The following is an 11,455-nucleotide window of genomic DNA, read 5'->3' as shown; positions in this document are numbered from 1 at the left end:
CATGGTCGTGACGTCAGGCAAGCTTGCCAGTGTATTTTTCCAGGACTGCCCAGGCCTCGTTGCCGTATTTCTGCTTCCACTCCGCGTAGAAGCCGGCCTTGGTCAGGGCGTCGCGAAATTGCGCCTTGTCCGGACGGTTGAAGACGAGACCTTTGCCTTTGAGGCTGCCTTCGAGCTCGGTGTTGAGCCGCTCTGTCTCGGTGCGCTGCTTGAGTGTTGCCGCCTCGAACGTTCCGGTAATGAGAGCCAGATCCTCCGCGGGAAGCGATTTGATCCGCTTGCCGTTGGCGATGATCCAGAGCCCGTCCCACATGTGCTCGGTGATGGAGCAGAACTTCTGCACTTCGTAATATTTGCCGGACTCGATGATGGTGAGCGGATTTTCCTGCCCGTCCACGATCTTGGTCTGAAGCGCCGAATACAGTTCGTTGATCGTGATCGAAGTCGGGGACGAACCGAGCGCCGTGAACAGCGACACCCACACCGGGCTCGGCGGCACGCGCATCTTCATGCCCTTGAGGTCCTCGACCGTATTGATCGGGTGGTTGCTGGTCGTGATGTTGCGATAGCCGCTGTCGAGGATCTTTGGGAAAGCGTAGAGGCCGACCTTGTCGAGGCCATCACGGATGCTGGCGCCGAGTTCGCCGTCCATGGCTTGCCAGACATGAGCATAGTCACTGAACGCGAAGGCCATGCCGCTGATGCCGGCGACCGGCGAGACGACCTGCATCGAGATGCCGGAGGCCGTCATCATGTCGAGCGCGCCGGAGCGCACCTGGGTGAGCATCGCCGCATCCGAACCAAGCTGGGCGCTGGGGAAGAACTGGATGTCGATGCGGCCGTCCGATTGCTTGCGGATATCGGCACAGGCGCCGTCCATCGCCTTCGACGACGGATGGCTGTCCGCGAACTGCCCGCCGACCTTGAGACTGATCTTCTTGGTTTGCGCGATCGAGGGTGCAGCCCAAAGAGCCGCCATTGATCCGATCGCCGTCGCGCTGAATTGCCGCCTATTCACAGCCATAGTCTCCTCCAATGTCGGTTTATGTTTTTGATGTGCGCCGTCAGGTCTTGCCGGCCTTGGTCTCGATCTTGGCGAGCGCCGCTATTCCGTCGATGGCGAGCAGATAACCGGCGGTACCCAGGCCCGCGATCACGCCGGTGACGCCATGCGACATCAGCGACTTCTGATACATCGGCTCGCGCTTGTGGATGTTGGTGATGTGGACTTCGATTTTCGGGCCATCGAACATCTTCAGGGCGTCCAGCAGCGCGATCGAGTGGAACGAATAGCCGGCGGGATTGATGACAACCCCGACCTTTGTGCCGCGTGCTTCATGCAGCCAGTCGATCAGTGTGCCCTCGGCATTGGATTGTCGGAAGTCGACCTCGAAGCCGTGCTTAGCGCCCTGGCCAATGCAGCGCGTCTTGATGTCGTCGAGTGTGTCGCGCCCGTAGATTTCAGGCTCGCGCACGCCGAGCAGGTTCAGGTTGGGTCCGTTGAGGACCAGAATTGTTTCCGCCATCCAGCTCTCCTGCCGCGCTTGATGACGCAGCTTCCAGTATTGTCTGATAAATCTATAATCATCAGATGAAATGGAAATCAACTGAGTAATTGTAAGTTCGGGTGCCGGCGAGATCGGGAGTCGCGATTGTACCGAGTTCAATGTTTCGATTGAACCGATACGTATGTCGGATCAATCTAGGTGCGCCTCGATTGTTCGGCTGCGATCGGGCTCCTCGCGGGCCCGGCTATTGTGGAGGACGTCCATGGAACTGACCGTCACCACTGTCCTCATCGCCTTTGCCGGCGTGTTTCTGATCTGCTTCATGAAGGGCGCATTCGGCGGCGGGTTTTCCATCGTCGGCATTCCGCTGCTGTCGTTCGTGATGGACCCGGCGACGGCCGGTGGGCTGCTCGCGCCATTGTTCATCGCGATGGACCTGTTCGCGCTGCGCTATTGGAAACCCTCGACCTGGTCGAAGCCGGACCTCGTGCTGCTGTTGCCCGGGCTCGTGATCGGTATCGGTCTCGGCTATCTCTTGTTCCGCGTGCTCGACCATCGCGCCGTCGCGATCGTGATGGCGGTCGTCACCTTGATCTTCGTCGGCCTGTGGTTTGTCAGCGATCCCAAGGTCGCAATTCGCCCGCGTTCGACGCCGAAGGCGGTCGCGTCCGGTCTCGCCTCGGGCCTGACCACCATGGTTGCGCACTCCGGCGGACCACCGCTGGCGATGTATCTGCTGCCGCTCGGTCTCAGCAAGGAAGTCTATGCCGGGACGACGAGCCTGTTCTTCACCGTCGGCAACGCGACCAAGGCGGTGCCGTGGTTGCTGCTGGTGCGGCCGGCCGGGAACGTCTGGATCGTGATGGCAGTGTGCCTGCTCGCCATTCCCAGCGGCGTCTGGTTAGGCTGGCGGTTGCACGGAAGGCTGGACCAGCAGCAGATCTATCGCGCCTGCTACGGGTTGCTGGTCGTGACGGCGCTGAAGCTCTTGTGGGACGGCGTATCCGGCTATCTCGCGTGAGGCAGATCAAGTCTGTGGCCGTCACGGACGACGCATGCACGCATTGCGGATGATCGCAGAATGCCGGTGTTTTGCCCGACGAGTCAAACGGCTCAACCGGCGCGCGCGAAAACCATCATGAAAACAGCGCTCCGGCTACTGTGCATGGGGTTGTTTTCGCGGTTTTGTTTGTGAGGCCGCCCGGCGGCATCGAGCCTCACGCCGCGCAGACGATCACGCCGTACCAGCCGAGGCCGCGATAGGTCTCGTAGCCGGGCGTCGCATGGAAGGCGACCAACGTGCCTGTGCGGTCCTGATAGAAGCCGGAGCGCTGGCCGTTATGAGACAACGAGACGCGCTCACTGAGAATGCCGTGGCCATCTGAGGCGGCGATGACGCGGAAATTGGAATCGACCAGCAGCACGCGGGCCTTGTCGTTGTCGCCGACGCGCACACCCTGGACGATTGCACGGGCCTGCGCCTCCCAGTCGAAATGGATCGCGAGCACGCCGATCGGCGCACCATTGGCCTGGCCGCCGGCGCGCACGCTGGCGCAATAGGTCGCAACCTGGGCATTGCCGAGCAGCGGCTGGTTCTCGACATCGCCGGCGACATAGTCGTCCCCGGAACGCAGGCCTTTGGCTTCGCGAAACCATTTGGTGTGGGCGACGTTCTGGCCGACGGCGCGAAAACGGTCGGCGCGCCCGTTGGCGATGACGTTGCCGTCGAGGTCGCAGAGCCAGAGGTCGAGATAGACGGTGTAGGCGCCAAGGATGACGCCGAGGCGCTGCGATGCATGGGAGACGGTTGCGGCGCCCGGGGAGGCCGCGCAGTCGACCACGGCGGAATCGGTCGCCCACCAGCGCACGTCGCAGGTCCGCTCATAGAGGTTGCGGTCGATCAATTCGATCGCGTTGAGCGACAGGTCCATCATGCGCTCGCCGCGCGAGCGCTGGCTCATCCGCTCGATCGACGAGACGAGGTCGCCGGTGCGTTTGGTGAGCTGGGTCTCGAGCTCGCGTGCGATGGTCTCGACCTGCTGGCCGACGCCGCGCACCTCCTGCGCCACCACGGCGAAGCCCGCACCTTGCGCGCCAGCGCGCGAGCTTTCGATCAGCGCATTCAGCGCCAGCATCTTCATCTGGTTGGTGATCTGCTGGATCGACTTGGTCTTGTCGACGGCGATCTGGTTGACCTCCGCGGTGAGGCGGTTGATCAGCGCGGAGATGTCGGAATCATCATCGGCGGGTTCGGTGGCGATCGGCTTGGCTTTGAAACCCAGCGCAGCAGACATCGGGTAGCTTTCCCTTGGCAATGAGGCCTGATCTGCAAAGAACCCGGAACAAAACTTCACAGATCGAATACGAGTCTTTTTCGAGGATTCCGCCTAACGCCTGCTTAATTTGCTGTTCCGCGGAGTGCCTAAATGGTAGTCACTCTGGACAGGCCATCCACCGCTTTGTGCGCTGCTGCCGTTGCAATTCCCGGGGGATTGCCGGCCAATCCCTTAAGCCAGCTGGAAGCCGCACAATCGCGTCCGGCCAGAGTCCCGAGACCCTCTCGAATCATGACGCCGCCCGCCACCGCCTTGCCCGTCGAAGCGCCCCAGGCCTTCCTGGGCGTGGCGCGTTCGCTCACCGACAAGCTCTGGCGCGACCGGCTGAACGCGCGCGGCGCGGCCAAGGCGCTCGCCATCGTGCAGCGTCATCAATTGCCGGAAATGCTGGCGCGCGTGCTGGCTGGCCGCGGCGTCGATATCGATGCTGTCGCCGACTTCCTCGATCCGACCATCCGCAAGCTCATGCCGGATCCGTACACGGTGACGGAGATGGAGGCGGCCGCCAAGCGGATTGCAGACGCCGCGGAGAAGGGCGAGAAGGTCGCGATCTTTGGCGACTACGACGTCGACGGCGCGACCTCCGCAGCGCTGCTCGCCTGGCATCTGCGCCATTGCGGGCTCGATCCGCTGATCCACATCCCCGACCGGATCTTTGAGGGCTACGGCCCCAACGTCGAAGCCGTTCGGGGGCTGGCAGGCAAAGGCGCCACGCTGCTCGTCACCGTCGATTGCGGCACCACGAGCATAGAGCCTCTGGCTGAGGCAAAACGCCTGGGCCTGTCCGTCGTCGTGATCGACCACCACCAGGCCGGCACGGATCTTCCGGAGGTCGATGCGCTGGTCAATCCGAACCGGCTCGACGATCTCTCCGGCCTCGGCCATCTCGCCGCCGTTGGGCTGGTGCTGGTGACGCTCGTCGCCGTCAACCGCGAGCTGCGCCAGCGCGGCTTCTGGAATGCGGAGATGCCTGAGCCTGATCTGCTCGGCATGCTCCATCACGTCGCGCTCGGCACCGTCGCGGATGTGGCGCCGCTGATCGGGCTGAACCGCGCCTTCGTCGCCAAAGGCCTGATCGCGATGCGGCGGCGCGACCATGTCGGCCATACCGCGCTGATGGATGTCGCGCGGCTCAACGGCCCGCCGGAGGCCTGGCATCTCGGCTTCATGCTGGGGCCCCGCATCAATGCCGGCGGCCGCATTGGCCGCGCCGATCTCGGCGTGCGGCTTCTGCTCGAAGGCGACAACGTCGAAGCGGCGCGGATCGCGGCCGAGCTCGACCGCCTCAACGCCGAACGCCGCGTCATCGAGCAGGCCGCCGAAGCACAGGCCGAAGCCGAGGCGCTCGCCTCGATCGGGCTCGAGGACAAGATCAGCGTCATCGTGACGGCCTCCGAAGGCTGGCATCCCGGCGTGGTCGGCCTCGTTGCCTCCCGGCTCAAGGAGAAGTTTTCGCGGCCCGCCTTTGCCATTGCACTCGAGCCCGGCGGCATCGGCACCGGTTCGGGCCGCTCCATTGCCGGCGTCGACATCGGCAAGGCGGTGCGACAAGCGGTTACCAACGGCATTCTGCTCAAGGGCGGCGGCCACGCGATGGCCGCGGGCGTCACGCTGCGGAAAGAAAAGCTCGCCGAGTTCCGCGCCTATCTGGAGAATGCGCTCGCGCGCGACGTCGCCGAGGCGCGCCACGTCAACGAGCTCTATATCGACGGCGCGGTGTCCGCGCGCGCGGTAACGACGGAGCTTGCGGCCACGCTCAATCGCGCAGGCCCCTTCGGCAGCGGCAATCCGGAGGTCGTGCTGGCGCTACCTGCGCACCAACTGGTCTATGCCGACGAGGTCGGTCAGGCGCATCTGCGGCTGCGCTTCAAGTCGGGCGACGGCGCCATCGTCAACGGCATCGCATTTCGCTCGGTCGGGCAAAAACTCGGCAATGCGCTGGTCGCTAACCGCGGGCAGCAATTGCATGTCGCAGGCTCATTGTCGGTCGACCGCTACCAGGGCGCCGAACGCGTGCAGTTTCGCGTCATCGACGTCGCGCTACCGGATCAGGGGCCATCCGTGATTAGATGACGGCCTAAACAACAAAAAAAGGGAGTGAACATGGCAGGGCAGGTTGAAGGCAAGGTCGCACTGGTGACGGGCGGCGCATCCGGCATTGGCGAAGCCATCGTCGAGCTGTTTGCGCGCGAGGGCGCGACCGTCGTCGCCACCGACATCGACGAACTGAAAGGCCCGGAGCTCGCCGGGCGCATCACCAAGGCTGGCGGCAAGGCGATCTTCCTGGAACAGGACGTCACCAGCGAGGAGCGCTGGATCGAGATCGTCGCCGATGTCGGCAAGCGCTACGGCCGGCTCGATATCATGGTCTCCAACGCCGGTATCGGCATCGCCGTGCCCTCGATCGTCGACATGACGCTTGGTGATTGGCGCAAGCAGAACGCGATCAATCTCGACGGGGTGTTTCTCTCGGTGAAGCATTGCCTGCCTTTGATGCGCAAAACTGGCGGGGGCTCGATCGTCATGATGTCTTCGCTCGCGGGCCTGCGCGGCGCGCCGGGGCTGTCGGCCTATTCGGCGACGAAAGGCGGTGTACGGCTGTTCGCCAAATCGATCGCGATGGAGTGCGCGGCGGCCGGCGACGGCATCCGCGTGAATTCCGTGCATCCCGGCATCATCGACACGCCGATATGGGGCAAGATACCGACGAGCGCGGCCGGCAATCAGGGCAACGCGCCGATCGATCCGGAGGAGCGTGCCAAGGTGGCAACGCCGCTCGGCCGCGCCGGCCAGGCAGCCGAGATTGCCTCTGGCGTGCTGTATCTGGCGTCCGATGCCTCGCGCTACGTCACCGGCACCGAACTCGTGATCGACGGCGGCATGAATGCCGGTGGCGTTCCGCGGCGGCAATAGACCGCCGCGCATTGCGCGAAGGGCAGGGTGGCGGCCGGAGGGGCTGACGCGCAGGCGTCGGCCCTGTACAAGGCGGGCAAATCCCGACCGATAGAGGTTTCCTTCGCCATGGCGCACGGCCTTCACGCCACCTCACCGACACCCGTTCGCTCGAACCGTCCAGATCTCGCGACCGATGCGATCCGTACCGTGCGCGAGGATCTTGCCGCCTGTTTCCGCATGGCGGCGCGCAACGGTTTCGAGGAGGGCATCTGCAACCACTTCTCGGCTGTCGTGCCGGGCCATGACGACCTCTTCCTCGTCAACCCCTATGGCTACGCCTTTCGCGAGCTGACCGCGTCAAAGCTTCTAATCTGCGACTTCCACGGCAACGTGCTCGACGGCGAGGGCGAGCCCGAGGCGACGGCGTTCTACATCCACGCCGAGATGCACAAGCGCTTGCCGCGCGCGAAAGTCGCATTCCACACCCACATGCCCTATGCCACGGCGCTGTCGATGACCGAGGGCGATCCCCTGATCTGGGCCGGGCAGACTGCATTGAAGTTTTATGGCCGCACGGCGGTCGACCGCGATTATAACGGCCTTGCGCTCGACAACCGCGAAGGCGCGCGCATTGCATCCGCTGTCGGCGATGCAGACATCGTCTTCATGAAGCATCACGGGGTGATGGTGCTGGCCCCGACCATCGCGGAGGCGTGGGACGATCTCTATTACCTTGAACGCGCCGCAGAAGTGCAGGTGCTGGCGATGTCCACGGGACGAAAAGTGCTGCCGGTCGATCCCGCCATTGCGGCCGAGACCTACAAGCAGATGCGGGAGGGCGATTCCGAATCCGCGCGTCTGCATCTTGCGGCGATCCGGCGTCAGCTCGACGCCGAGGAGCCGCAGTACCGGCATTGAGGCGGCCTACGACCCCTGCCGCAGCTTGGCCAGCACCTTCAGCCCGCCATACCCATCGGCGGGCATGATCCCGGCGCGCTGCTGAAAATCCTTGATCGCCTTCATGGTGTCGTTGCCGACGCGGCCGTCGGTGCCGCCGGTGTCAAAACCGGCTTTGGTCAGCCGCGTCTGCATCTCCTGCACCTCCGCGAGCGTGAGCACGCGCTCGGAGCCGGGGAAGGGCTGGATGAAGGGCGGCGCGCCAAGGCAGCGGTCGCCGAGATGGCAGATCGCCAGCGCATAGTTCATCGAGGGATTGTAGCTCTTCACCGCGTTGAAATTCGGTCCCAGCAGGAAGGTCGGCCCGCCCGCAACCGGTGTCCACATCTGCGCGGACGCATTCGGCAGCGGAAACGGCTGGCCATCGGCGCGGGTGACGCCGGCGGCTTGCCACGCCGCATAGGTACGGCTGCCACTCATGTCGCCGGACGCGCGGACCTCGTAGCCCCAGTGCTCGCCGCGACGCCACTTGCCGCGATTGACGAGATATTTTGCCGTCGATCCCAGCGCGTCGTCGGGCTTGCCGAACGGCGACACCTTGCCGTCGCCGTCATAGTCGATGCCGACATTGAGCCAGACTTCCGGCATCCACTGCGAATGGCCCATCGCGCCGGCCCAGGAGCCCTGCATCTCGTCCGGCGTGCTCCAGCCCTTGTCGACGATGCGTAGCGCGTTGATCAGCTCGGTCTCCCAATAGGCTTTGCGCCGCGGTTCGTTCCAGGCGAGTGCCGCAAGCGAAGGAAACACCGGCGTCATGTGGTTCTGCTGCACCAGCGGATCGCCGTAAGCCGATTCCACGCCCCACAGCGCCAGCAGCGTGCCGCGTTCGACGCCAAAGTCGCGTTCGATGCGCGCGAGTAGCGTCTCGTTGTTCTTCAGTGCGATCTTGCCGTTGATGATGCGCCAGTCGGAGACCCGGCGGTTGATGTATTGCCAGACCTGCTCGTGGAATTCAGGCTGGTTACGCATTTGCTTGAATACGCTCATGTCCGGCTCGACCCGTGCCATCGCGCGTTGCCAGGTCGCAGGCGAAATGCCCTTGGCCATCGCACGCACGCGAAAACCCTCGCGCCATTCATCGAAGCCGGGCGGTGAAGCCAGAACACGTGTCGGAAGCGTCAGCAGGGCGGCTGCGCCGAGCGTGGATTTGAGGAGGGCGCGGCGGGTGTGATTGGCCGAGGAATCAGCTTGCTTCATGGGCGCATTGTAGCGGGAAACATGGCGGCTGTGAGTGGTTCCTGGAACATGAGGAACTGGTGTTAGACGTCACGTTCCCCGGAACAAAGTGTCGCACTCCCGCATTCCCTCCGCACCACATTGGAGGAGGATAAGATGAGGAAGTATCTTTTGACCGCGGCCATGGTCACGGCCATCGCGGCCCCCGCGTTCGCAGATGAAGTCGGCGTTCACGTCGGTCCGGTCGGCGCCGGCGTGACGGTCGGTCAGTCCCCGGAGTATCGCGACCGCGATCGCGATCGTGACCGCACCACGGTCATCAAGGAGCGTGCTCCTGAGGATCGCACCACGGTGATCAAGAGGGAAGATTCAGACGGCAATCGCAGCAAGACCGTGATTCATCACGACAACGATTGACGGCGCAGGGCCCCGGCCGATCGCCGGGGCTCGCACTCTTCAACGAGATTTCGGGGTGGAATGAAGATACGCGCGCATGCGGAAAGCCATGTCGTCGAACTCGACGACGGATCACGCTGGCACATTTTCGCCGGCGATCTTGCAACGACGCTGAGCTGGAAGCCTGAAACGGATCTGCACCTGGAGCCGAGCGGCGACCGGGTGAGTTCGCATCTGCTGGTGAACGCCGCAGACAACAGCCGTGTTCGGGTGATCGCCGCGAGTGAGACGTGGTCCGACGATAAGGTTAAGGAAATATTGAAGGGCGGATAGGGCGCCCTTCCGCGGAACGACAAATCCCCAATTTCAGGCGTGCGACTTTACGTTCGGTTTGTTCCTGTCGGCGCAGAATGCACGCATGCGGGAGCTGTTCGATATCATTCGCGCCAATCCCTGGCCCTTCGGTGCAGGGCTTTTGGTCGTGATCATGATGATCATTGCAGAAACTTCCGGCCGCGGCATTCAGGGCGGTGGCGACTTCGACTTCTCGGATGCCGATGGGGGCGATGGCGGCGACTAGTCCTCGTCCTGCAAATCGGCCGCGATGCCGGCGAGCCAGCGGCGGATGGCGACCTCGGCCTTGCCGTCGAGCCCCGTCACGAGACGTTTCTCCAGCGCGATAACACGTTCCCGGCACGCCTTCAGCAGCGTTGCGCCGCGCAGCGTCAGCGTCCATTGCTGGATGCGACCGTGGACGGGATGAGGCGTCATCTCAATCGCGCCGTCGCGTTCGAGGTTACGAATGATCACTCCGACGGTCTGCGGTGTCAGGAAGGTGAGGCGGGCGACGTCGGCACCGGATAGGCCCGGATAGGCATTAAGCATGGTCAGCACGGCGAATTGCGGTGAGGTCACGCCGAGATCGGCGAGCGTGCGTTCCATCTTCAGCCGCACCGCGGCATGGGCCTGGCGCAAGAGGTAGCCGAGATAGCCTTGCTCGCCGCGCTTGCCTTCGCCTGCGGCAGGCACCCGCACCGCAGCGTCCGCCCTGGGCGCCTTCTGCCCCATTTGCGATTTCGTGATGCCAGCCGGCTTGCGTGTCATATAAGGCCTCTTATAAGATATAAGTGCTCTTATAATAACACGAGGTGAACGGCAATGTCACACGCCCGCAGCGAGTACGAGGATTTCAAGAAGATTGCGCCCGATGCATATGATCTGGTGCTCGCGCTGGGCCAGGTTGCGGCCAAGGCCGGCCTCGACAAGCAGCTCCTCGAGCTGGTCAAGCTGCGCGCCTCGCAGATCAACGGCTGCGCCTTCTGCGTGCAGCACCACATCCTATTCTCGGAACGCATTCATGTGCCCGTGGACAAGCTCAATCTGGTCGCGGTCTGGCGCGAGGCGCCGATCTTCTCGGCGCGCGAGCGTGCAGCGCTGGCGTGGGCCGAGGCGCTGACTGTCTTGCCCGACGGCGTCAGCGACGAGGTCTACGCTGAAGTGAACCGCGAATTCTCCGAGACGGAGCTGATGTACCTGACTTCGGCGATTGCTTCGATCAACGTCTGGAACCGTTTTGGCGCGGCCTATCGCTGGACGCCGGCGCAGCGGCCGGTTGCGGCAAATGCCGCGGCATCCTGATTGCAACGAGGGGAGATCAACATGACTGCATTAAGTTTGGACGCTACACGGGGGCAATTGCCATCGCGCTCGATGGCGCTCGCCGTCGTCGGCGGGCTCGCTTGCGCGCTGGCGATCGGCAAGGTGCTCCCGATGACGATGGATACGGTCTCCGGTGCGCTTGCGCCGCTCTGCGCGACCGCCGCCGAGAGCTCGCCGCTCGACAAGGTCGAGCCGATCGGCTCCTACGCGCTGCCCAACGTGCCGGGCAAACGTGTCACCATCGTACGTGTGTTCTACGGTCCCGGCGGGTTTTCAAGGCCGCATCGCCACGCGGGCTCGGTGACCGCCTACATCACCAAGGGCGAGATCCGCTCCCAGCTCGGCGGCGGCCCGGTCGAGACGTTTGGCGTCGGCCAGTCCTTCTTCGAGCCGCCGGGCGCGACGCATCTGGTCTCGGCCAATGCCAGCACCACGGAACCTGCGGAATTGATCGCGGTGTTCGTGGCCGACGAGGGCGCGGAGCTCACGACGTTGTTGGAGTGATCAGTAGCCTGTAGCCCGGATGAG

Annotated in this window: 14 protein-coding genes; 9 read left to right on the top strand and 5 right to left on the bottom strand. The window is 63.8% G+C overall.

From position 1 onward, the window contains the following. Nucleotides 1-13: 13 nt before the first annotated feature. The gene (locus ACPPVR_RS23880; RefSeq protein ID WP_426609024.1) at nucleotides 14-1,024 is read right to left on the bottom strand and encodes a TRAP transporter substrate-binding protein; all 1,011 of its coding nucleotides are present in this window, start codon (nucleotides 1,022-1,024) and stop codon (nucleotides 14-16) included. A gap of 40 nt (nucleotides 1,025-1,064) precedes the next feature. After that, entirely contained in the window at nucleotides 1,065-1,526 is a 462-nt protein-coding gene (locus tag ACPPVR_RS23875; RefSeq protein WP_426609023.1) for a type II 3-dehydroquinate dehydratase, read from the bottom strand. 244 nt (nucleotides 1,527-1,770) lie between these two features. On the opposite strand from ACPPVR_RS23875, the gene ACPPVR_RS23870 reads away from it, so the two are divergent. Continuing rightward, complete coding sequence (locus tag ACPPVR_RS23870; RefSeq protein WP_426609022.1) at nucleotides 1,771-2,529, top strand: sulfite exporter TauE/SafE family protein; 759 nt, start codon at nucleotides 1,771-1,773, stop codon at nucleotides 2,527-2,529. A 196-nt stretch (nucleotides 2,530-2,725) separates the two neighbouring features. Here the strand turns inward: ACPPVR_RS23870 and ACPPVR_RS23865 are convergent, their stop codons facing one another. After that, nucleotides 2,726-3,802, bottom strand: coding sequence for a methyl-accepting chemotaxis protein (locus ACPPVR_RS23865; protein WP_426609021.1), 1,077 nt, complete (start codon nucleotides 3,800-3,802; stop codon nucleotides 2,726-2,728). 273 nt (nucleotides 3,803-4,075) lie between these two features. On the opposite strand from ACPPVR_RS23865, the gene recJ reads away from it, so the two are divergent. The 3 genes from recJ to ACPPVR_RS23850 all read left to right on the top strand — a co-directional run bounded on the left by recJ (nucleotide 4,076) and on the right by ACPPVR_RS23850 (nucleotide 7,657). Beyond that, nucleotides 4,076-5,917: a single-stranded-DNA-specific exonuclease RecJ gene (gene recJ, locus ACPPVR_RS23860; RefSeq protein ID WP_426609020.1), complete on the top strand. Its 1,842-nt coding sequence runs from the start codon at nucleotides 4,076-4,078 to the stop codon at nucleotides 5,915-5,917. 30 nt (nucleotides 5,918-5,947) lie between these two features. After that, nucleotides 5,948-6,757 carry an SDR family NAD(P)-dependent oxidoreductase gene (locus tag ACPPVR_RS23855; RefSeq protein ID WP_426609019.1) on the top strand — a complete coding sequence of 270 codons (810 nt, stop codon included), beginning with the start codon at nucleotides 5,948-5,950 and terminating at the stop codon, nucleotides 6,755-6,757. Between the two features lie 108 nt (nucleotides 6,758-6,865). Then, complete coding sequence (locus ACPPVR_RS23850) at nucleotides 6,866-7,657, top strand: aldolase (RefSeq protein WP_426609018.1); 792 nt, start codon at nucleotides 6,866-6,868, stop codon at nucleotides 7,655-7,657. 6 nt (nucleotides 7,658-7,663) lie between these two features. Here the strand turns inward: ACPPVR_RS23850 and ACPPVR_RS23845 are convergent, their stop codons facing one another. Beyond that, on the bottom strand, nucleotides 7,664-8,893 hold the full coding sequence (locus ACPPVR_RS23845) for a lytic murein transglycosylase (protein ID WP_426609017.1): 1,230 nt from the start codon (nucleotides 8,891-8,893) through the stop codon (nucleotides 7,664-7,666). Nucleotides 8,894-9,028: 135 nt separating this feature from the next. Between ACPPVR_RS23845 and ACPPVR_RS23840 the strand changes: the two genes are divergently transcribed. The 3 genes from ACPPVR_RS23840 to ACPPVR_RS23830 all read left to right on the top strand — a co-directional run bounded on the left by ACPPVR_RS23840 (nucleotide 9,029) and on the right by ACPPVR_RS23830 (nucleotide 9,848). Further along, nucleotides 9,029-9,289, top strand: a complete 261-nt coding sequence (locus ACPPVR_RS23840; protein ID WP_426609016.1) for a hypothetical protein — start codon at nucleotides 9,029-9,031, stop codon at nucleotides 9,287-9,289. A gap of 60 nt (nucleotides 9,290-9,349) precedes the next feature. Beyond that, nucleotides 9,350-9,601, top strand: coding sequence for a hypothetical protein (locus tag ACPPVR_RS23835; RefSeq protein WP_426609015.1), 252 nt, complete (start codon nucleotides 9,350-9,352; stop codon nucleotides 9,599-9,601). 85 nt (nucleotides 9,602-9,686) lie between these two features. Then, nucleotides 9,687-9,848 carry a hypothetical protein gene (locus ACPPVR_RS23830; protein ID WP_426609014.1) on the top strand — a complete coding sequence of 54 codons (162 nt, stop codon included), beginning with the start codon at nucleotides 9,687-9,689 and terminating at the stop codon, nucleotides 9,846-9,848. Here ACPPVR_RS23830 and ACPPVR_RS23825 read toward each other — a convergent pair. Continuing rightward, nucleotides 9,845-10,372, bottom strand: a complete 528-nt coding sequence (locus ACPPVR_RS23825; RefSeq protein ID WP_426609013.1) for a MarR family winged helix-turn-helix transcriptional regulator — start codon at nucleotides 10,370-10,372, stop codon at nucleotides 9,845-9,847. The two genes, ACPPVR_RS23830 and ACPPVR_RS23825, sit on opposite strands and share 4 nt — an antisense overlap. Nucleotides 10,373-10,426: 54 nt before the next feature. Here ACPPVR_RS23825 and ACPPVR_RS23820 point away from each other — a divergent pair, with 54 nt between their 5' ends. Further along, nucleotides 10,427-10,906, top strand: coding sequence for a carboxymuconolactone decarboxylase family protein (locus ACPPVR_RS23820; RefSeq protein WP_426609012.1), 480 nt, complete (start codon nucleotides 10,427-10,429; stop codon nucleotides 10,904-10,906). A 21-nt stretch (nucleotides 10,907-10,927) separates the two neighbouring features. Next, nucleotides 10,928-11,431: a cupin domain-containing protein gene (locus ACPPVR_RS23815; RefSeq protein WP_426609011.1), complete on the top strand. Its 504-nt coding sequence runs from the start codon at nucleotides 10,928-10,930 to the stop codon at nucleotides 11,429-11,431. The last annotated feature ends 24 nt before the right edge of the window (nucleotides 11,432-11,455 follow it).

The organism is Bradyrhizobium sp. McL0616 (assembly GCF_049993385.1).
In the GTDB taxonomy this organism is placed as follows: Bacteria; Pseudomonadota; Alphaproteobacteria; order Rhizobiales; family Xanthobacteraceae; genus Bradyrhizobium.
Note: the sequence above shows the minus strand (reverse complement) of the source record. Positions and strands in the feature narration are given on the sequence as shown.